This window comes from Symbiopectobacterium sp. Eva_TO, assembly GCF_053848865.1.
On the sequence record NZ_JBSPEY010000004.1, the window covers coordinates 2,104,257 to 2,125,030 of the forward strand.

General features: G+C 50.8%; 11 protein-coding genes and 12 pseudogenes. 9 read left to right on the top strand and 14 right to left on the bottom strand.

What is annotated here, in order from left to right:
- Positions 1-19 precede the first annotated feature (19 nt).
- Positions 20-1,188, top strand: a pseudogene (locus ACWWJF_RS13110) (IS3 family transposase).
- Between the two features lie 173 nt (positions 1,189-1,361).
- Here the strand turns inward: ACWWJF_RS13110 and ACWWJF_RS13115 are convergent.
- The 5 genes and pseudogenes from ACWWJF_RS13115 to ACWWJF_RS13135 all read right to left on the bottom strand — a co-directional run.
- Positions 1,362-1,676 (bottom strand): annotated as a pseudogene (locus ACWWJF_RS13115) (tyrosine-type recombinase/integrase); the annotation flags it as partial.
- 41 nt (positions 1,677-1,717) lie between these two features.
- Positions 1,718-2,925, bottom strand: a protein-coding gene (locus tag ACWWJF_RS13120) for an IS3 family transposase (protein ID WP_455871076.1) whose coding sequence is annotated in 2 segments (ribosomal slippage) — positions 1,718-2,604 and positions 2,604-2,925 — 1,209 coding nt in all. Because the reading frame shifts where the segments join, the coding sequence is not laid out codon by codon here.
- A 376-nt stretch (positions 2,926-3,301) separates the two neighbouring features.
- Positions 3,302-3,862, bottom strand: a pseudogene (locus ACWWJF_RS13125) (tyrosine-type recombinase/integrase); the annotation flags it as partial.
- Between the two features lie 7 nt (positions 3,863-3,869).
- A pseudogene (locus ACWWJF_RS13130) lies at positions 3,870-5,201 on the bottom strand (IS4 family transposase).
- Positions 5,202-5,326: 125 nt separating this feature from the next.
- Positions 5,327-5,587: pseudogene (locus ACWWJF_RS13135) on the bottom strand (Arm DNA-binding domain-containing protein); the annotation flags it as partial.
- 676 nt (positions 5,588-6,263) lie between these two features.
- Here ACWWJF_RS13135 and ppiB point away from each other — a divergent pair.
- The 4 genes from ppiB (at position 6,264) to purK (ending at position 9,260) form a co-directional block, all read left to right on the top strand.
- On the top strand, positions 6,264-6,758 hold the full coding sequence (ppiB, locus tag ACWWJF_RS13140; protein WP_455869687.1) for a peptidylprolyl isomerase B: 495 nt from the start codon (positions 6,264-6,266) through the stop codon (positions 6,756-6,758).
- Positions 6,759-6,768: 10 nt separating this feature from the next.
- Complete coding sequence (gene lpxH / locus ACWWJF_RS13145; protein ID WP_455869688.1) at positions 6,769-7,491, top strand: UDP-2,3-diacylglucosamine diphosphatase; 723 nt, start codon at positions 6,769-6,771, stop codon at positions 7,489-7,491.
- A gap of 198 nt (positions 7,492-7,689) precedes the next feature.
- The gene (purE, locus tag ACWWJF_RS13150; protein ID WP_455869689.1) at positions 7,690-8,199 is read left to right on the top strand and encodes a 5-(carboxyamino)imidazole ribonucleotide mutase; all 510 of its coding nucleotides are present in this window, start codon (positions 7,690-7,692) and stop codon (positions 8,197-8,199) included.
- The gene (gene purK / locus ACWWJF_RS13155) at positions 8,196-9,260 is read left to right on the top strand and encodes a 5-(carboxyamino)imidazole ribonucleotide synthase (protein ID WP_455869690.1); all 1,065 of its coding nucleotides are present in this window, start codon (positions 8,196-8,198) and stop codon (positions 9,258-9,260) included. The genes purE and purK overlap by 4 nt, the downstream gene beginning before the upstream one ends.
- Positions 9,261-9,300: 40 nt before the next feature.
- Here purK and ACWWJF_RS13160 read toward each other — a convergent pair.
- Both ACWWJF_RS13160 and ACWWJF_RS13165 read right to left on the bottom strand, forming a co-directional pair.
- Positions 9,301-10,173 (bottom strand): annotated as a pseudogene (locus ACWWJF_RS13160) (IS4 family transposase); the annotation flags it as partial.
- Positions 10,174-10,287: 114 nt separating this feature from the next.
- The gene (locus ACWWJF_RS13165; protein ID WP_455871077.1) at positions 10,288-10,812 is read right to left on the bottom strand and encodes an IS4/Tn5 family transposase DNA-binding protein; all 525 of its coding nucleotides are present in this window, start codon (positions 10,810-10,812) and stop codon (positions 10,288-10,290) included.
- A gap of 330 nt (positions 10,813-11,142) precedes the next feature.
- Between ACWWJF_RS13165 and ACWWJF_RS13170 the strand changes: the two are divergent.
- A pseudogene (locus ACWWJF_RS13170) lies at positions 11,143-11,836 on the top strand (IS1 family transposase).
- A gap of 14 nt (positions 11,837-11,850) precedes the next feature.
- On the opposite strand, the pseudogene ACWWJF_RS13175 reads toward ACWWJF_RS13170, so the two are convergent.
- Positions 11,851-12,111 (bottom strand): annotated as a pseudogene (locus ACWWJF_RS13175) (IS110 family transposase); the annotation flags it as partial.
- A 48-nt stretch (positions 12,112-12,159) separates the two neighbouring features.
- A pseudogene (locus ACWWJF_RS13180) lies at positions 12,160-12,876 on the bottom strand (IS5 family transposase); the annotation flags it as partial.
- A gap of 259 nt (positions 12,877-13,135) precedes the next feature.
- Between ACWWJF_RS13180 and ACWWJF_RS13185 the strand changes: the two are divergent.
- Positions 13,136-13,375 (top strand): hypothetical protein, encoded by a 240-nt coding sequence (locus ACWWJF_RS13185; RefSeq protein ID WP_455868475.1) that lies wholly within the window; start codon positions 13,136-13,138, stop codon positions 13,373-13,375.
- Here the strand turns inward: ACWWJF_RS13185 and ACWWJF_RS13190 are convergent.
- The 4 genes and pseudogenes from ACWWJF_RS13190 to ACWWJF_RS13205 all read right to left on the bottom strand — a co-directional run bounded on the left by ACWWJF_RS13190 (position 13,322) and on the right by ACWWJF_RS13205 (position 16,585).
- A pseudogene (locus ACWWJF_RS13190) lies at positions 13,322-14,508 on the bottom strand (IS110 family RNA-guided transposase). The gene ACWWJF_RS13185 and the pseudogene ACWWJF_RS13190 overlap by 54 nt on opposite strands.
- 70 nt (positions 14,509-14,578) lie before the next feature.
- Positions 14,579-14,778 (bottom strand): annotated as a pseudogene (locus ACWWJF_RS13195) (transposase); the annotation flags it as partial.
- A 357-nt stretch (positions 14,779-15,135) separates the two neighbouring features.
- A protein-coding gene (locus ACWWJF_RS13200) for an IS1 family transposase (protein ID WP_455869691.1) occupies positions 15,136-15,830 on the bottom strand; the annotation gives its coding sequence in 2 pieces (ribosomal slippage) (positions 15,136-15,587 and positions 15,587-15,830; 696 coding nt in all).
- A gap of 60 nt (positions 15,831-15,890) precedes the next feature.
- Positions 15,891-16,585, bottom strand: a protein-coding gene (locus tag ACWWJF_RS13205; RefSeq protein WP_455869692.1) for an IS1 family transposase whose coding sequence is annotated in 2 segments (ribosomal slippage) — positions 15,891-16,342 and positions 16,342-16,585 — 696 coding nt in all. Because the reading frame shifts where the segments join, the coding sequence is not laid out codon by codon here.
- A 307-nt stretch (positions 16,586-16,892) separates the two neighbouring features.
- Between ACWWJF_RS13205 and ACWWJF_RS13210 the strand changes: the two genes are divergently transcribed.
- Together ACWWJF_RS13210 and ACWWJF_RS13215 are read left to right on the top strand one after the other, a co-directional pair.
- Positions 16,893-18,173: an HAAAP family serine/threonine permease gene (locus tag ACWWJF_RS13210; protein WP_455869693.1), complete on the top strand. Its 1,281-nt coding sequence runs from the start codon at positions 16,893-16,895 to the stop codon at positions 18,171-18,173.
- A gap of 155 nt (positions 18,174-18,328) precedes the next feature.
- A pseudogene (locus tag ACWWJF_RS13215) lies at positions 18,329-19,694 on the top strand (L-serine ammonia-lyase).
- Between the two features lie 233 nt (positions 19,695-19,927).
- Here the strand turns inward: ACWWJF_RS13215 and pstB are convergent.
- Positions 19,928-20,743 carry a phosphate ABC transporter ATP-binding protein PstB gene (gene pstB / locus ACWWJF_RS13220; protein WP_455869694.1) on the bottom strand — a complete coding sequence of 272 codons (816 nt, stop codon included), beginning with the start codon at positions 20,741-20,743 and terminating at the stop codon, positions 19,928-19,930.
- Between the last annotated feature and the right edge of the window lie 31 nt (positions 20,744-20,774).

A 20,774-nucleotide genomic window follows, 5' to 3' on the forward strand; every position in this document is an offset into this window, starting at 1 on the left:
CAACACGACAGGTGACCTCATGGGTAAACATTTTACGGCGGAATTTAAGCTCGAAGCCGCAAAGCTGGTTGTCGACCACGGCTACACATACGTTAAGGCCGCAGAGGCGGTTAATGTCAGCCATTCTGCCATTAGTCGCTGGGTCAATAAGCTTCGCCTTGAACGACAGGGAAAAACGCCAACGGGACTTCCTCTTACCCCTGAACAGCTCGAGCTGCGTGAGATGAAGAAAAAAGTCCAATGCCTTGAAATGGAGAACGAAATCCTAAAAAAGGCTACGGCGCTCTTAATGTCGGACTCACTCAACGGTTCACGGTAGTCGACAGGCTGAGGGCGCGATACCCGGTCACGGCGTTGTGCCAAACTTTTGAGGTACATCGCAGCAGCTACAGGCACTGGCAGGCTTCCGCTAATGAACCCGACGGTGAGCGCGTGGTTAAGTGTAGTCGCGTCATGGAAGCCTGGAACGCCAGCGGCGGCTCTGCCGGCGCTCGAAGTATCGCGACCATCGTCACCGGCAGCTCTGGTGTCAACATGGGGCGCTGGCTGGCTGGCAAGCTGATGAAGGAGCTGGGTATCGCCAGCTGCCAGCGACCGGCTCACAAATACAAACGCGGCGGCAATGAACACGTTGAAATACCGAACTATCTCAACCGCCAGTTCGCGGTTACCGCGCCGGATCAGGTCTGGTGCGGCGATGTGACCTACATCTGGACGGGCAAATGCTGGGCTTACCTTGCGGTGGTGCTAGATCTGTTCGCCCGCAAACCGGTGGGCTGAGCCATGTCGACGTCGCCGGACTCGGCGCTGACAGTTAAAGCGTTGCAGATGGCCTGGGAACTCCGGGGACAACCAACAGGAGTCATGTTCCACAGCGACCAGGGCAGCCACTATACCAGCCGTCAATACCGGCAAGCCCTGTGGCGCTGCCGGATAAAGCAGAGTATGAGTCGGCGGGGTAACTGCTGGGATAATGCGCCAATGGAGCGGTTCTTCCGCAGCCTGAAGACAGAATGGGTGCCGACAAAGGGTTACAACAGCTTCAGCGAAGCCCAGGACGCGATTATCCGCTACATCACGGGGTATTACAGCGCTATCCGGCCTCACTGGTATAACGGCGGCTTAACTCCAAACGAATCTGAGCGACTGTTCTACATACAGTCTAATGCGGTGGCCAATATTAGTTGACCACTACAGTTTTGATGGCATGGTAGCGGCTCAATCTGGAAAGTAAATAGGAGGTGTGAGAGCTAGTTTGTGGATAACTCTCACTTAGTATTTTATTTGATGTCTCCTGATGCTTCCTGATGTTTCTAGACGCATCAATGCTTGTACGAAAAAAAGTTTAAAATATTTTCTCGTCAGCCTGAATTTTTATTCTCGGAGGTGATAAATGGGTGTTTTTTAGCCAATTCATCCAATCTATCCATCCACCTATTCAGAGCGTCAAGTTTCTCCGGCAGGTACTGACTCCGGTTGTAAATACCCATCACCCCCGGCATAGCATGGCCTAGAAGCTGCTCTACGACATGTGGAGCTACGCCCATGTCATTCATCTTGGTTGCCAACGTTCGGCGTAGGTCGTGAGGAGTCCAGTGTTTGTCATGTTGCAAAATCTTATATATTTTAATGCCTGTTGCCGAAGTACAGGTCTGCGTTTTTAGCTCGCCCAGTAAATACTGATCTTGACCCACCATCTCCGGACAGCTTTTGTATCTTAAGTTAACGATGCCCGCTGGCGCCGATATTCTCTTGGGGAGTTGTATCCCAGCGCACTGTGCGGATGGTTTTCATTGTAATGATTGAACGCCGCTGCAAGATTCTTCAGCGCTGTTCGCACATCGGGTTTTGGCATGAAGGCGATGTAATCTTCCTTCATCGTCTTCACGAACCGTTCTGCCATGCCGTTACTCTGTGGACTGCTCACTGCTGTTGTGCAGGGCTCCAGATTCAGTTCTCTGGCGAACTTCCGCGTTTCATGCGCTGTGTACGCTGAACCATTATCCGTCAGCCATTGCACTGGTTTATCCGGCAGCGCGCTACCGAAGCGTTTTTCCACCGACCTCAGCATCACATCCTGCAGGGTTGAACTGTCATAACCCCTGGTGCTCGCTGCCCAGTCTATGGCCTCCCGGTCGCAGCAGTCCAGTGCGAACGTCACCCGCAGCTTCTCGCCGTTGTCACAACCGAACTCGAAGCCATCTGAGCACCAGCGCATATCGCTCTCTGCTACCGCGATTTTGCCTTTATGCTCCCGCTTCGGACGTTCAGTTTTATCATGCAACAACAGCAGGTTATGCTCGCTCATTATCCTGTAAAGCCGTTTGGCGTTCACCGGTGGAAGTCCCTCTGCACGACGTTGCTTACGCAGGATACCCCACACTCGGCGGTAACCGTAACTGGGCATGTCGCTGATGATACGGAGGATGTCCGATAATATCTCAGCATCAGCTTCGTCATTACGCCGGTTGCTGCGCCTGTCCAGCCAGTCGGCAGAACGGTTAACCCGCAGTGACAGCTGCGCACGCGACACGCTCATGGCGCGGCTGACCAGAGCTATTCCCCGTCCTTTGGCAACAAGGGCGCGTGCGCTATCCATTTTCGCGACTGGCGGTACTCCACTGCTTCTTTGAGGATCTCAACTTCCATCGTCTTCTTACCCAGAAGGCGCTGTAGCTCCCGGACCTGCTTGAGGGCAGTCGCCAGCGCCGAAGCTGGAACCACTTCTTCTCCGGCCGCAACGGCGGTGAGGCTTCCTTCCTGGTATTGCTTCTTCCACTTAAACAAAAGGCTGGGCTGGATGCCATGCAGGCGGGCTACATGGGAGACGTTCATCCCCGGCTCCATTGTCTGCTGAATGATGGCGATTTTCTCTTGCGGAGTTTTACGCTTACGGACTTCTTGCCCTAACAGGATCCCGGTCATTTCAAAATTAGCATGATTGTTAGACATATATCTAAGCCTATCTCTTATCTGGAGATACAGCTACTGTCTGGTGTTACAGGGGGCTACATCACTCGCCCAGTAAATACCCGGTTCGTAAGTTATGGGCGCGCAGTATCTCAATGCATCGTCGTATTTTTTCGGGTATAGGTCTAATTATAGGCGTCTCAGTTTTACTATGCTCTTTAGGAACAGTCCATAACCCATATCGTTATACACATCTTTTGGCCATTTTTTGAACAGGATGCTCAGAACACCGTGAATTAAGGCATTCAAGCCATCCCATTGGCTTTTTGAGGTTCAAAATGCCACTCTGAGATAAACCCGTAACTCATTGATTAAACAGTGCGTTAGAAAGATGTGTATAACGATATGTCCATAACCCGTTATCTAAATCCCATTCATCCCAACGGGATAATCTAGCCTCTCCGCTTCGACAGCCAAATACTATTAATATTCTTAACCAAGCTGAATAATAAGGCCGAAAGGAATTTGTATTACTTATAGAATTCCATAGCTGACCGACTTCGATATCAGTTAATACTCTGTCGCGCTTTGATGCTTTTTGTCCAACATCAGATAACACTAAATCATCAAGAGCATTGCTAACGGCATATCGACGTACGCGACAAAACTTAAGTGCTTGCTTGCATAACTGAAATAATGTACCCGCACTCACCGGAACCGTTTTTTTCATTCTGTCGAAACATTGCAGCCAATACCGTGTTTCACAGTCAGATAAAGCCATATCTCCGATGTAAGGATAAATGTGCTTCTTAAATTGCAATAGACGGTCACCAATATCAGAGCGATTATCCATCGCGTAATGTTTTACCCAATATCCAATCGCATCTTTGACTGATACAGGTTTTAGCGATTCTTGTTTGGTCAGCTTCAACTGTCGGCGGGGGTCTTTACCCACCTCGTTATACACATCTCTGTTCGTGCCTGAGCGCGCGTAGCGTTTCGGCGGCCGTCATGACTTTCTGCAAGCCTTTCCAGATAGTTTTTGCGCCTGGTTCACCGTCGCCTTTTCGAGCAAGAAAGCCTCCCAGTTGCGCAACTAAGCGCAATACTTCGTTTAGCTTAGGGCGGCCCTTGGGCATACGCTTGTTCATCAGTAGGTAAGCTCCATGAGTCTCGTCGGAATCAAAGAACAACATTGCGTCCAGCTCTGGACAGGTTCGTCCCATACGCATTAAATAGGCGATGCGCCATGCCACGATCATGAACAGCGCCAATGCCCGCTCAATGCGATCCACGGTCGATAACTGTAACGCTTCGACACAGCAGCCGTTCTTCAGCACATTGAAGAACATCTCGATTTCCCATCTAGCCCGATACCAGTCGATCAGCTCCACGATATCTTCTCGTCCTTCAGGTACGCGATTGCTCAGCAACCGCCACTCGACCGGCTTCACGCCTGCTGGCGGCTCAATTTCCTTGGCTATCACACAAGTCACTGCCAACCCGCAACGCAGCGACACTCGCTTCACGCGCAGCGCCTGTTTCACCGTACGCGCCTTCTGCCCCGCGCGAGCCGCCATAACGAATTGGATTTCTCCCACCGGCACGGTCTTTCCAACCTTCTGCCAAAGCTTCTCATTACAGTCCAGACTGCGATTATGAGTCGAGCGGATCAACCAGTCAGCCGGAGTGCCAAGGTCATCAGCGAGCTGCATCAACGCCTTGATATCCGCTTCGCGATCGGCTAAGTACACCAGACGTGTGTTTGGCAACTCCGAGGCGAGTTCAGCAACTCGCTCGTATCCCTCGAGCCAGCGCGTACTCTCCTTGAGCCCATCGCGTTTTCCGTCTGCATCCTTCGGCTCTCTTGCCCACATCCACGCATCCAGTACGCCCAACCCCACGCGATCCGGACTGACCGCGTAGGTCGGATGCAGGTACAGACCACGCCTGGCTTCGTAGTTCAAGGGACCCAAGCCTTGGATTTGCTGCCCGTTGAAGTCAAGCTCGGTAGTGTCTTGGATACACAGCACAACCTCGTGTTCTCGGATCCTTTCCTGCGTACGCTGCCAGTGAGGTTGCAGAATGTCTCGCCATTCGAATGCTTGGCTCTCCATGAAGCGCTAAGCACCCAGCGTCTCAGACCATCCGAGGCACGTATGCGGAATGCTGGCTTGCGGATTCTCAGCCAGCCGTATCAAAAGCCCTTTGGCACGCTTATTGAGCTTCGTGTCACCAAGATTTACCCCTTCCAGTTCTTGGTGTGCCCAGCCATCTGAATCCCGTGTCATTTTTCAGCGCCGTAAATGGCGATAGTACACGTCGGTTTCACTTCATTTACAATCCCACCGGCTGCCTATTTCAGCCCGCTAACCCTTGGCATATAAGGCGTTGCGGACTTGTGTATAACGAGGTGGTCTTTACCCTCTGCTAGCCATGTGCGGCATTCATCACGTTTTGTTCTTGCAAGCTTAAGGCTCATATCTGGGTAACGTCCCAGAGTCACACGTTGTATCGTCCCATTGTTGCGATAGGTGAATGTCCAACTAATGCCGCCTACCGTCGATACCCTAACGCTAAGTCCTGCGCCATCGGCAAAAAATTCATACTTCTTACGAGGTACTCCTAATAGATTTCTTAGCTTCTTATCCGAGAGTTTGTTTAATTCTCCGCCCATCATATGACCTTATCTGTTATTCGTATTGTTATGCATAATTTACCGTAAGAACAGCAAAGCATTAAGGGGTTAGAAACAAAATTTGTAATCAAATTGCTGTATTTTAATGATTAGTTAATGATTCAGGAAAAGCATATGCACACGCAGAAACAGATAATCATTTTCTAGTATTGTTAGTAAACTCTGTAATACGAATCATTTAAGACTAATCTGGCTTTGTTGAATAAATAGATTTTATGCTGGCAGCCCAGTGAAACGACGGATCCTCGCAACGCAAAATCATGCAGTTAGGCTTCATGAGAAAACTGTACACCTGAGGGGACAAGCATTTTCTACCAAAAGTGGCTTGGCAAAACAGCATGACTCACTATTATTCAACAAAGCCGACTAATCTGACTTGATTGCAAATCCTACTCCCAAATAAGTAATGTTTGATCTACAACAAGAAAAATTTTATTCAATAAAATAATGCAAATATATGACATATTGTCAATTTTATTGACATTGTGTTACTTTTTAACCAAACCGTCCACATCTACCCTGTGAATAGTTCCCTAGTCATACTGACTCGCGCAGCCAGTTATGCTATAAGAGCGCCTTGGTTATTCAGCCTTTGTGCAGACAGCGCTGCCTGGCAGCTGATGTCTCATCCTTCTGGTTATCAGGGTTTACTCTTATGATTACATTACATACAAACTTCGGTGACATCGTCATTAATACGTTTGCAGACAAAGCGCCTGCTACCGTGGAAAACTTCGAAAACTACTGCCGTAACGGCTTTTATGACAACACCATCTTTCACCGTGTGATCAATGGGTTCATGATCCAGGGCGGCGGTTTCGCACCGGGTATGCAGCAAAAAGCCACCGAAGCGCCTATCGCCAATGAAGCCAATAACGGCCTGAAAAACACCCGTGGCACGCTGGCTATGGCGCGCACCAACGATCCACACTCCGCTACCGCACAGTTCTTTATTAACCAGGTGGATAACGACTTCCTCAACTTCCGCTCAGAACGTGCCGACGGCTGGGGCTATTGTGTGTTTGCCGAAGTGACCGACGGCATGGATGTGGTTGATAAGATCAAAGACGTTGCAACTGGCCGCAGCGGCATGCATCAAGACGTTCCTAAAGAAGATGTGGTAATTACCCACGTGACTGTCAGCGAGTAATCGCAGCAGCATGGCAACACTGTTTATTGCCGACCTGCATCTGAACGTACATGAACCGGCGATCACCGCCGGTTTTCTGCGTTTTCTGGAACGTGATGCCCAGCAGGCAGATGCGCTCTATATCCTGGGCGATCTGTTCGATGCCTGGATCGGCGATGACGATCCGCAACCGCTGCATGCCAACGTCGCTAACGCGCTGCGTCAGTTGCAACAACGCGGTATCCCTTGTTACTTCATTCACGGCAACCGAGACTTCCTGCTGGGCAAGCGTTTTGCTGCGCAAGCAGGCATGACACTGCTCCCCGCCGAGCAAGTAGTGGAGTGCTATGGACGCCGAATCCTGATCATGCACGGCGATACTCTGTGCATTGACGACGCGGCCTATCAGAAATATCGCTGCCGGGTACATAACCCCGTCATCCAGTGGCTGTTCCTGCGCTTACCCTTACGTTTGCGTCTCAGGGTGGCGGCAAAAATGCGGGCGGCAAGTCAGCAGGCAAACCAGCATAAGTCGCAGCAGATTATGGATGTCAATTCGCAGGCGGTGCAGGAGTGTTTACAAGCGTATGGTGTTAACACCCTGATTCATGGGCATACTCATCGGCCAGCGATACACACGGTCATTACCGACAGCGGCGAAGCGCAACGGGCGGTGCTGGGTGCATGGCATGAACAAGGATGGATGATTAAAGTCACGGCTAGCGATACCGCGTTGATTTCCTTTCCCTTCTGATTTCCTCCATTTTTTACACCTTTTGTGGCAAACCTGTGATGCCATTAACGGCAATAATACTGCGATTTGTCCGTACGCAACCGTTTTCCTTCCCGAACGCTCATGGTATGATCTGCGCCCTCCAGCCAGAACGTCATCCGTTTTCTGGCCGACGCAGCCATGCGTCTCAATACGTCATATCACAGGAGCACTACAGGCATGTCATCCAACGCTGCCCCGGCAAAAATTGCCATCGTCATGGGTTCAAAGAGTGACTGGGCTACGATGCAGTTTGCTGCGGAAATTCTCACCACACTCGCTATTCCCTTTCATACCGAAGTCGTTTCAGCGCACCGCACGCCGGACAAACTGTTTAGCTTTGCAGAGCAAGCCGCAGAAAACGGGTTTGATGTGATCATTGCGGGCGCAGGCGGAGCAGCGCACTTGCCCGGTATGCTGGCAGCGAAAACGCTGGTGCCGGTGTTGGGCGTGCCGGTTCAGAGTGCAGCACTAAGCGGCGTTGATAGCCTGTACTCCATTGTGCAAATGCCGCGTGGCATCCCCGTCGGTACACTGGCTATCGGTAAAGCTGGGGCCGCCAACGCGGCCCTGCTCGCCGCACAGATTCTGGCGTTGCACGATGGTGAGTTGGCCATTCGCCTCGCCGTTTGGCGTCAACAGCAAACCGATGAGGTGCTGGCGCATCCCGATCCGCGGGAGGAGGCATGAAACCCGTTTGCGTATTAGGAAACGGCCAACTGGGTCGTATGTTACGTCAGGCCGGTGAAACCTTGGGGATTGCCGTCTACCCGGTGGGGCTGGATGCCGAACCGGAATCCGTGCCGTTTCATCACGCGGTCATCACCGCCGAGATTGAACGCTGGCCGGAAACCGCATTGACGCGCGAATTGGCAGAGCACGCGGCCTTTGTTAACCGTGACATATTTCCACGTCTGGCCGATCGCCTGACACAGAAACAGTTGCTGGATTCGTTGCAGTTGCCTACCGCCACCTGGCAGTTGCTGGCTTCAGCGCAAGAATGGCCCGCAGTCTTCAGCCGGCTGGGCGAGTTGGCCATCGTCAAACGTCGCGTGGGTGGCTATGACGGCCGTGGTCAGTGGCGCTTACGCCCTGACACCGCCGCAACCCTGCCGCAAGAGTGCTACGGCGAATGCATCGTAGAGCAAGGCATCGCGTTTTCTGGTGAAGTGTCAATGGTAGGCGCGCGTGGTACGGATGGACATTGCGTGTTTTATCCGCTGACGCACAATCTGCATGAAGAGGGCATTCTGCGCGCCAGCGTTGCGCTGCAGCAGCCAGATGCGCGCATGCAGCAACAGGCAGAAACCATGCTCGCGGCCATCATGAATGCGCTCGATTACGTCGGTGTGATGGCGATGGAGTGCTTTATCGTGGGCGATCGTTTACTGATCAACGAATTGGCCCCCCGCGTGCACAACAGCGGCCACTGGACACAAAATGGCGCATCCATTAGCCAGTTTGAACTGCACCTGCGCGCCATCCTGGAGCTGCCGTTGCCGAAACCAGTGATTGATGCCCCTGCCGTCATGATCAATCTGATTGGTACTGATGTTAATCACGCCTGGCTGGCACTGCCGCTGGTTCATCTGCACTGGTATGACAAAAAAGTACGACCTGGGCGTAAAGTCGGCCACCTGAACCTGACGCACAGCGATCGCACTCAGCTACAACACACGTTACAGTCACTCGTCCCTCTGTTACCTGAAGCCTATCATTCCGGCCTACAGTGGGCACAAGCAACGCTTTAACCGCTGTGCACTTCCCACCGCGTGGCTTTAGGCCACCTCGTTATACACATCTCTGTTCGTGCCTGAGCGCGCGTAGCGTTTCGGCGGCCCTCATGACTTTCTGCAAGCCTTTCCAGATAGTTTTTGCGCCTGGTTCACCGTCGCCTTTTCGAGCAAGAAAGCCTCCCAGTTGCGCAACTAAGCGCAATACTTCGTTTAGCTTAGGGCGGCCCTTGGGCATACGCTTGTTCATCAGTAGATAAGCTCCATGAGTCTCGTCGGAATCAAAGAACAACATTGCGTCCAGCTCTGGACAGGTTCGTCCCATACGCATTAAATAGGCGATGCGCCATGCCACGATCATGAACAGCGCCAATGCCCGCTCAATGCGATCCACGGTCGATAACTGTAACGCTTCGACACAGCAGCCGTTCTTCAGCACATTGAAGAACATCTCGATTTCCCATCTAGCCCGATACCAGTCGATCAGCTCCACGATATCTTTTCGTCCTTCAGGTACGCGATTGCTCAGCAACCGCCACTCGACCGGCTTCACGCCTGCTGGCGGCTCAATTTCCTTGGCTATCACACAAGTCACTGCCAACCCGCAACGCAGCGACACTCGCTTCACGCGCAGCGCCTGTTTCACCGTACGCGCCTTCTGCCCCGCGCGAGCCGCCATAACGAATTGGATTTCTCCCACCGGCACGGTCTTTCCAACCTTCTGCCAAAGCTTCTCATTACAGTCCAGACTGCGATTATGAGTCGAGCGGATCAACCAGTCAGCCGGAGTGCCAAGGTCATCAGCGAGCTGCATCAACGCCTTGATATCCGCTTCGCGATCGGCTAAGTACACCAGACGTGTGTTTGGCAACTCCGAGGCGAGTTCAGCAACTCGCTCGTATCCCTCGAGCCAGCGCGTACTCTCCTTGATCCATATCGTTATACACATCTTTCTAACGCACTGTTTAATCAATGAGTTACGGGTTTATCTCAGAGTGGCATTTTGAACCTCAAAAAGCCAATGGGATGGCTTGAATGCCTTAATTCACGGGGTTCTGAGCATCCTGTTCAAAAAATGGCCAAAAGATGTGTATAACGATATGTCCTTGATCCCATCGCGTTTTCCGTCTGCATCCTTCGGCTCTCTTGCCCACATCCACGCATCCAGTACGCCCAACCCCACGCGATCCGGACTGACCGCGTAGGTCGGATGCAGGTACAGACTACGCCTGGCTTCGTAGTTCAAGGGACCCAAGCCTTGGATTTGCTGCCCGTTGAAGTCAAGCTCGGTAGTGTCTTGGATACACAGCACAACCTCGTGTTCTCGGATCCTTTCCTGCGTACGCTGCCAGTGAGGTTGCAGAATGTCTCGCCATTCGAATGCTTGGTTCTCCATGAAGCGGTAAGCACCCAGCGTCTCAGACCATCCGAGGCACGCATGCGGAATGCTGGCTTGCGGATTCTCAGCCAGCCGTATCAAAAGCCCTTTGGCGCGCTTATTGAGCCTCGTGTCACCAAGATTTACCCCTTCCAGTTCTTGGTGTGCCCAGCCATCTGAATCCCGTGTTATTTTTCAGCGCCGTAAATGGCGATAGTACACGTCGGTTTCACTTCATTTACAACCCCACCGGCTGCCTATTTCAGCCCGCTAACCCTTGGCATATAAGGCGTTGCGGACTTGTGTATAACGAGGTGGCTTTAGGCCGGTGGGAAGTGCATTCCCTTACGCTCTCGTCTGTTTTGTCTGCAAGCCATAAACACACACTATTTATATTGTCTTATTTTGGCGTGACATATGGATTATTAGGTCTATTATTAATCGCAGGTAAATTAACGCTATTTGGTAATGCCTTCAAATAGTTGGCTTTTGTGATATTCTGCCGCTATTTGAGGTTTCCACGTGGTTACTGTTTTTGTTCATTGCCCTCGCTGTCATTCAGATAAAGTTTATCGACATGGCCTTAGTCCAACTAAGCGCGAACGCTTCCGGTGTCAGTGCTGTCGCCGTGTATTCCAGCTTACCTACCGCTATGAAGCGCGAAAGCCGGGAGTCAAAGAGCAGATCGTTGATATGGCCTTCAACGGTGCCGGTGTTCGCGATACCGCCAGAACGTTGAAAATCGGCATCAATACGGTCATCCGGGCTTTAAAAAGCTCTCGCCCCGCAGGATAACGTCTTCTCCCGTTGCTCACGCCGACGTCGCCCTTATCTGTGAACTGATGAGCAATGGAGCTTCGTTGGCAGTCAGGCGCTACAGCACTGGCTCTGGTAGGCTTACAATACCAAAACGGGCGGTGTTCTGGCCTACACTTTTGGCCCCCGAACCGATGAGACCTGCCGTGAATTGCTGGCTCTGTTGACACCGTTCAACATCGGCATGATTACCAGTGACAACTGGGGCAGCTATGCAAGAGAGGTTCCGAAGCAGAAACATCTGACTGGCAAGATTTTCACGCAACGCATAGAGCGCAATAACCTGACGCTCCGTACCCGCATTAAACGACTGGCGCGTAAAACGATTTGCTTCTCGCGCTCCGTCGAGATCCACGAAAAAGTCATCGGAGCCTTCATCGAAAAACACATGTTCTACTAATTGGAGCCATTACCTAAAAAAGCATGCATTTGGTTAGTCGTTTTAACTTTGTCTCTGACCAACGACTCCCTGACGCGATGCAAGGCTCGCATAGCCTGCTGAGCCTCAGTTCTTGGCTGCACAAACCGCATGGAAGGGCGTGATCCGGCTTCGCATATTGCTTCGGCATCAACGAAATCGTTCTTGTTGCTCTTGACAAAAGGGCGGACAAACTGCGGAGAGATCAACTTTACTTCATGCCCCAGCTCACTGATCCGACGAGCCATAAAATGGGCTTTGTTGAATAAATCAGAACTTGTAACGACTGTGCCCCAGGTCGATTGTTACGTGATGCGAATACTGTTCGGCATTCCTAATAGCGTGATCCGGTTAAGCGCTTTGACCATCGCCATGGCTTCACCCACCTGAGCATCGTAGTCACGCAGACTTAGATGACCACCCAGAAGCGTTTTGAACCGGAACATGGCCGTTTCAGCCACTGAGCGTCGGTGATAGCCCACTTTCTTTTTCCAGGTATCGTTGCTGCCGCTCAGGCGCTGATTTGCAACAGCGTGGTTACGCTCGTGGTAGTGGTCCGGCCAATATTGCGTCCCCCTTCGCGGCGGGATAAGCGGCCTTATTTTCTTCCTCAGCAGAGCATCATGGCAGTAACCTGTATCGTAAGCGCCGTCAGCCGATGCCTCTCTGATTTTCCGGTGGGTCTGGTTTATCAGTGCCGGTAGAGCCTGGGCATCAGTCGTACCACTGAGCGACAAATCCGCACAGATAATCTCATGCGTCGCACTGTCTACTGCCAGATGCAGCTTACGCCACACCCTGCGTCTGTCGGCACCATGCTGCCGGACTTTCCATTCGCCTTCGCCAAAGACCTTCAGGCCGGTTCCATCAATGACCAGATGTGAGATTTCACCACGGGTTGGCGTTTTTATGCTGATGTTCACTGTCTTTGCTCGCTTGCTGAGCAGCGAATAGTCTGGACAATGCAGCGACAATTTAATCAGTTTAAAAATCGAGTCAACAAAACCCTGTAAAGCCCTCAATGAATCTATGGTCACCCCCATTTTTGCAACACTGATCTTTGATTAATGGTGGGCTTGCTTAAATCATATCGTTATACACATCTTTTGGCCATTTTTTGAACAGGATGCTCAGAACCCCGTGAATTAAGGCATTCAAGCCATCCCATTGGCTTTTTGAGGTTCAAAATGCCACTCTGAGATAAACCCGTAACTCATTGATTAAACAGTGCGTTAGAAAGATGTGTATAACGATATGTGCTTAAATCTATCCGGCGTCTTTATGGCCAAGGATGCCCGCGCCACGATGAGTTTCGCACCTGATATTCCTAAAAAGGCCATCGGCTTCATTGAGCCATTTTCATTTTTTGGTTTTATATCAGGCCGTCAGGCCGTTCATGTCATCAATAATCAGTCTTCGCAAAACCAGATGGGTAACTTCGTTAAATTGCTGACTGTTAGACCAGCATTACTGTTCAAACACGGTATTTCGTGTCGTTATTGCCCAAGCTATTCGAGCTAATTTATTTGCTAATGCACAGCACACAACGCAAGAATGTTTCCTGCCCAACTGAGACCTTACCCAATCAGCTAATCTCCCTGATTGATGGTCAATTCTTAGGATAAATACCCGCGCACATTGAACAAGCAATCGGCGAAGGTTTTTATCTCCACGCTTGCTAATACCCAGCAGAGTATTCTTCCCTCCAGTACTGTATTGGCGGGGTACAAGACCGGTGGAAGCGGCAAAATTACGACTGTTTTCATATTGCTTGCCATCGCCTAACTGTGATGACAAAACGCTGGCTGTTATCGGTCCAACACCAGGGATGGTCATTAAATGCTGGCCAGTTTCATCTAGAGAGAGTGCCTGCCCAAGTTCTCTTTCGAGCTCTGCTATCTGCCCAACCAAATATTGGTAATGATCGTGTAATCGAAGCAGCAACTGTGCCAGATAAGGTGGCAAGTCATTATCAGCCAGAACAGCTGAAAGCCTTTTGATTACCGCAATACCTTTCGGCATGCTGATACCAAACTCCAGTAAAAAAGCATGCATTTGGTTAGTCGTTTTAACGTTGTCTCTGACCAACGACTCCCTGACGCGATGCAAAGCTCGCATAGCCTGCTGAGCCTCAGTTCTTGGCTGCACAAACCGCATGGAAGGGCGTGATCCGGCTTCGCATATTGCTTCGGCATCAACGAAATCGTTCTTGTTGCTCTTGACAAAAGGGCGGACAAACTGCGGAGAGATCAACTTTACTTCATGCCCCAGCTCACTGATCCGACGAGTCATAAAATGGGCACCGGCGCAGGCTTCCATTACAACGGTAGTAGGGCCTTGTTGAATAATAGGGAATCGTGCTGTTTTACTATGCCCATTTTGGTAGAAAATGCTTATCACCTCAGGCATTCCGTTTTCTCATAATGCTTAACTGCATGATTTTACGTTGCTGGAAACAATCGTTTTACTGGGCTGGTAGCATAAAATCTGTTTATTCAACAAAGCCCGGTAGTAGGTGTACACGTAGCCAGAAACTCGATGAGTTTGGTGCGGGTAAACTTTTTCCGCAGTAATGCCTTGCCTGATTTATCCTGACAATGAATGTGAAAAGAACGTTTGCCGAGATCGATACCAATAAGCGTGACGTTTTGCATGATGGCCTTCTCCATAAAGAAACACCCTGTCAGCGTACCGCTCACAGGGTGGGGGTGACCATCTCATTGGGCCAAACACGCGTTTCATCATCAGGACTGTGGTGATGGCCATATCTGAGTAGTGGAGCGGTCGTCCACGCCGTTCAGTAGTCGTTTTTTCCGTCCATGCAGCAATGGCTGATTCATCTAGCCTACGGTTAGAGAACCGCGCTGCTTGAGGGCATTGTTATAGGAGGGCCAGTTAGTGATTTTAAAATTTTGTTTTGCCATGGAGACCTGATGTTGAAACAACTATGGGCTTTGTTGAATAAACAGATTTTATGCTACCAGCCCAGTAAAACGATTGTTTCCAGCAACGTAAAATCATGCAGTTAAGCATTATGAGAAAACGGAATGCCTGAGGTGATAAGCATTTTCTACCAAAATGGGCATAGTAAAACAGCACGATTCCCTATTATTCAACAAAGCCACAACTATGGTGATCTGATCCGATGATTACCCAAACTTTCTATTTATTCAACAAAGCCATTTGGTATGAAAATTAAGTTAAAGCATCAAATAAGAGACCTTATAAATAAATAACGTAAAGTATCATCATTGATATTTTATTTATGGTAATGACTCCAATTAGTAGAACATGTGTTTTTCGATGAAGGCTCCGATGACTTTTTCGTGGATCTCGACGGAGCGCGAGAAGCAAATCGTTTTACGCGCCAGTCGTTTAATGCGGGTACGGAGCGTCAGGTTATTGCGCTCTATGCGTTGCGTGAAGATCTTGCCAGTCAGATGTTTCTGCTTCGGAACCTCTCTTGCATAGCTGCCCCAGTTGTCACTGGTAATCATGCCGATGTTGAACGGTGTCAACAGAGCCAGCAATTCACGGCAGGTCTCATCGGTTCGGGGGCCAAAAGTGTAGGCCAGAACACCGCCCGTTTTGGTATTGTAAGCGTACCAGAGCCAGTGCTGTAGCGCCTGACTGCCAACGAAGCTCCATTGCTCATCAAGTTCACAGATAAGGGCGACGTCGGCGTGAGCAACGGGAGAAGACGTTATCCTGCGGGGCGAGAGCTTTTTAAAGCCCGGATGACCGTATTGATGCCGATTTTCAACGTTCTGGCGGTATCGCGAACACCGGCACCGTTGAAGGCCATATCAACGATCTGCTCTTTGACTCCCGGCTTTCGCGCTTCATAGCGGTAGGTAAGCTGGAATACACGGCGACAGCACTGACACCGGAAGCGTTCGCGCTTAGTTGGACTAAGGCCATGTCGATAAACTTTATCTGAATGGCAGCGAGGGCAATGAACAAAAACAGTAACCACGTGGAAACCTCAAATAGCGGCAGAATATCACAAAAGCCAACTATTTGGTAATGACTCCAATTAGTAGAACATGTGTTTTTCGATGAAGGCTCCGATGACTTTTTCGTGGATCTCGACGGAGCGCGAGAAGCAAATCGTTTTACGCGCCAGTCGTTTAATGCGGGTACGGAGCGTCAGGTTATTGCGCTCTATGCGTTGCGTGAAGATCTTGCCAGTCAGATGTTTCTGCTTCGGAACCTCTCTTGCATAGCTGCCCCAGTTGTCACTGGTAATCATGCCGATGTTGAACGGTGTCAACAGAGCCAGCAATTCACGGCAGGTCTCATCGGTTCGGGAGCCAAAAGTGTAGGCCAGAACACCGCCCGTTTTGGTATTGTAAGCGTACCAGAGCCAGTGCTGTAGCGCCTGACTGCCAACGAAACTCCATTGCTCATCAAGTTCACAGATAAGGGCGACGTCGGCGTGAGCAACGGAAGAAGACGTTATCCTGCGGGGCGAGAGCTTTTTAAAGCCCGGATGACCGTATTGATGCCGATTTTCAACGTTCTGGCGGTATCGCGAACACCGGCACCGTTGAAGGCCATATCAACGATCTGCTCTTTGACTCCCGGCTTTCGCGCTTCATAGCGGTAGGTAAGCTGGAATACACGGCGACAGCACTGACACCGGAAGCGTTCGCGCTTAGTTGGACTAAGGCCATGTCGATAAACTTTATCTGAATGACAGCGAGGGCAATGAACAAAAACAGTAACCACGTGGAAACCTCAAATAGCGGCAGAATATCACAAAAGCCAACTATTTGAAGGCATTACCAACTATTTTAAGGCATTACCTTATTTATGAGCGAATTTTGATAAAATTAAAACACGTCAATTCATTTCTGTGATCATATCAATATTATTCGCTGACCGCCTCAATATAGAATGCCGCCACAATCAGTATTGACTCTCTAACATGCGATTGCGTTATAAAAATGCGTCGATGTTTATTATTTATACAACATTGGTGCTATTGCCAATATTGACACGATTTGCAAACTGTGTTCACCAAGGAGAACCAATTATGAGCACAATCCAAGAAAGCAGTGCGATCGTCGCACCCGCTTCTGGTTGGCGTAAAAGCGACACTGTCTGGATGCTCGGGCTTTACGGGACGGCCATTGGCGCGGGCGTGCTGTTCCTGCCGATCAATGCCGGTATTGGTGGATTAATTCCATTGATAATTATGGCAATTATTGCTTTTCCGATGACATATTACTCACACCGCGCACTGTGTCGATTTGTTTTATCCGGTAAAAAAGGTGGTGAAGATATTACTGAAGTGGTCGAAGAACATTTCGGTGTCGGCGCAGGGAAATTAATCACGCTGCTCTACTTTTTTGCTATTTACCCTATTTTGTTGGTTTATAGCGTAGCGATAACCAATACGGTAGACAGTTTTATCACGCACCAACTTCATTTACCGTCGCCGCCACGCGCTGTGTTGTCTTTGGTATTAATTCTGGGCCTGATGTTTATCGTTCGCTTTGGCGAAGCCATGATTGTAAAAGCCATGAGCATTCTGGTTTATCCTTTTGTCATGGTCTTGATACTACTGGCATTTTATTTAGTTCCTCATTGGAATTTAGCGATTTTTGATAATATCTCTTTCACCACCAGCGCAACCGGCAATGGGCTATTATCGACCCTGTGGTTGGCGATCCCGGTAATGGTATTCTCCTTTAACCATTCCCCCATTATCTCCTCTTTTGCCGTTGCCAAGCGTAAAGAGTATGGCGACGATGCCGAGCCCAAATGCTCCCGCATCCTCTCCTACAGCCATATCATGATGGTGCTGACCGTGATGTTCTTTGTGTTCAGTTGTGTACTGAGCCTGTCCCCTGCAGAACTGATGGAAGCCAAAACGCAAAACATTTCCATTTTGTCTTACCTGGCAAACCACTTTAATAACCCGGTCATGGCCTATCTGGCGCCGGTTATCGCCACCATCGCTATCTCCAAATCGTTCCTCGGCCACTATCTGGGGGCGGGAGAAGGCTTTAACGGCATGATAATCAAATCGCTGCGCAGCCGTGGTAAAACCATCGGTCACGCCAAGCTGAACCGCATCACGGCGCTGTTTATGCTGGTGACCACCTGGATCGTCGCCACGCTCAACCCCAGCATTCTGGGCATGATCGAAACAATGGGTGGCCCGGTTATCGCCTGCCTGCTATTCCTGATGCCGATGTACGCCATTCAGAAAGTCCCGGCAATGAAGCAATACAGCGGACAGATCAGCAACGTGTTCGTTACCGTGATGGGTCTGATCGCCATCACCGCCATTGTCTATAGCCTGTATTAATCCACGCAGAAGCGGCACTGAGCCGCTTCCTTGTTCCCCCTCATGACTGTCAAGAGACGGTTGGCATAAGTTGCCAGCCGTCTCTCGGCACACCTGATGACGGAATCTGCTGGCAGCGCCTTGGCGTTGTCAGCATCTTGTTAGAGGAAATCGCCATGGTCAGCGTATTCGAGATTTTCAAAATTGGTATTGGGCCGTCGAGTTCGCACACCGTCGGGCCGATGAAAGCAGGTAAAATGTTTACCGATGAGCTGGTCAGCCAGTCGCTTATCACCTCCGTTACCGATATCGTGGTGGACGTGTACGGTTCGCTTTCCCTGACCGGTAAAGGGCACCATACGGATATCGCCATCATTATGGGGCTGGCCGGAAACCTGCCGGATCGCGTGGACATCGACGGTATTCAGGCGTTTATTCAACGAGTAAAAGAGACCCAGCGCCTGCCTCTGCTGGGGGCGACTATGAGGTGAACTTTCCACTGGAAACCGCCCTGCGTTTTCAAGCGGAAAACCTGCCGCTGCACGAAAACGGCATGACGATCCGCGCCTACCAGCAGCAAACCTTGCTGCACAGCAAAACCTATTACTCTATCGGCGGCGGCTTTGTTGTCGATCAGGAACATTTTGGCAAGGTACTGGCGACAGAAGAGACCGCACCCTACCCGTTCTATTCTGCGCAAAAATTGCTGCAACACTGCCACGATCACTGCCTGTCTCTGTCAGCAATTGTGATGAAGAATGAGATTGCCTTGCACGGACGTGAGGCTATTGAACACTACTTCGCCGAAGTGTGGCAAACCATGCAAAACGCCATTCATCGCGGCATGAACACCGAAGATATTCTGCCCGGTCCGCTGCGCGTTCCACGGCGCGCCTCGGCGTTGCACCGCTTGCTGTTTATCAACGATCGTTTCTCTAAAGATCCGATGGATGCCATGGACTGGGTAAACATGTTTGCCATGGCGGTTTCGGAAGAAAACGCCGCCGGTGGACGCGTGGTAACGGCGCCGACCAATGGTGCGTGCGGCATCATTCCTGCGGTGCTGGCCTACTACAACCAGTTTGTCCAACCGGTGACGCAGGAATCCTATTTGCGCTATTTTCTGGCAGCTGGTGCCATTGGCATACTGTATAAATGAACGCCTCCATCTCTGGAGCGGAGGTCGGCTGTCAGGGCGAAGTCGGGGTTGCCTGCTCCATGGCAGCAGCCGGGCTGGCGGAACTGCTGGGTGCTAACCCTGAGCAGGTGTGCATCGCGGCTGAAATCGGCATGGAACACAATCTGGGGTTAACCTGCGATCCGGTGGCCGGTCAGGTACAGGTGCCCTGTATCGAGCGCAATGCCATCGCTTCGGTCAAAGCCATCAATGCGGCGCGCATGGCGATGCGCCGCACCAGCGAACCGCGCGTCTCGCTGGATAAGGTGATCGAAACCATGTACGAAACCGGAAAAGACATGAACGCCAAATACCGCGAAACCTCACGCGGCGGGCTGGCAATCAAAGTGGTGCTGTGCGAATAACGCGGTATCTTCTCATCGTCCTCGACTCACACACTCACGTTATCCTCGGCGAAAGCCGGGGATCGCTGTGAGACGAAACGCATTTCACCCGCAAGGGATTCCCGCTTTCGCGGGAATCACTCAGAAAAAGCGGGAATGACCACGAAAAGACAGAAATGATGGAAAAATGTCCGTGTGGCAGGATGGATGCCGAAGTGACAGGCCACCGCCTTACGATTTTTTCTGCTGCACCATCAACCAAAGCGCCCGGTAATGTAATCTTCCGTTTTGCGCTGAACGGGGGAGGTAAACAACGTGTCGGTAAGATCGTATTCAATCAGTTTGCCCTGATGAATAAAGGCAGTGTAATCCGATACCCGCGCCGCTTGCTGCATATTGTGCATCACCAACACCAGCGTGAAGCGCTGTTTTAATGCTCCCATCAACTCTTCAATCACCAGCGTAGAGATAGGATCGAGCGCGGATGTCGGCTCATCAAGCAATAACACTTCGGGCTCAATCGCGATGGCACGGGCAATCACCAGGCGTTGCTGCTGGCCGCTGGAGAGCGTCAGGGCGTTATCGCCCAGCCGGTCTTTCACCTCATGCCACAGCGCTGCTGCACGCAGCGCGTTCTCCACGGTTTCATCCAACAAACGCCGATCGCGGATACCTTGCAAACGCAAGCCATAGGCCACGTTGTCATAGATAGATTTAGGAAACGGATTGGGTCGCTGGAATACCATGCCCACCCGCCGCCGCAGCGCCGAGACATCCCACTGAGCATCCCTGACGGAAACGCCTCGCAGCCGGATTTCACCTTCAATACGGCAATTTTCCACCAGATCGTTCATGCGATTAAAACAGCGCAGCAGCGTCGATTTACCGCAACCAGACGGGCCAATCAGCGCGGTCACCTGATGCTGCGGAATGCGCAACGAGATATCGTTCAGCGCCTGTTTTTCGCCGTAATAGAGGCTGAGATGATCCACCTCCAACGCCGTCTGCTCCTCCGTCAGTTGGCTGATATCCAGCAGCGGTGATGAATGCAGGGGATTCGTTACTCGCATAGCCTTTTCCTAATGAAATATCGCTTCAAGA

Bases quoted from the DNA above. Each gene is read 5' to 3' on its own strand.
- ppiB (WP_455869687.1), top strand. From the start codon at position 6,264: ATGATTACATTACATACAAACTTCGGTGACATCGTCATTAATACGTTT.
- lpxH (WP_455869688.1), top strand. From the start codon at position 6,769: ATGGCAACACTGTTTATTGCCGACCTGCATCTGAACGTACATGAACCG.
- purE (WP_455869689.1), top strand. From the start codon at position 7,690: ATGTCATCCAACGCTGCCCCGGCAAAAATTGCCATCGTCATGGGTTCA.
- purK (WP_455869690.1), top strand. From the start codon at position 8,196: ATGAAACCCGTTTGCGTATTAGGAAACGGCCAACTGGGTCGTATGTTA.
- ACWWJF_RS13185 (WP_455868475.1), top strand. From the start codon at position 13,136: ATGGCCAAGGATGCCCGCGCCACGATGAGTTTCGCACCTGATATTCCT.
- ACWWJF_RS13210 (WP_455869693.1), top strand. From the start codon at position 16,893: ATGAGCACAATCCAAGAAAGCAGTGCGATCGTCGCACCCGCTTCTGGT.
- pstB (WP_455869694.1), bottom strand. From the start codon at position 20,743: ATGCGAGTAACGAATCCCCTGCATTCATCACCGCTGCTGGATATCAGC.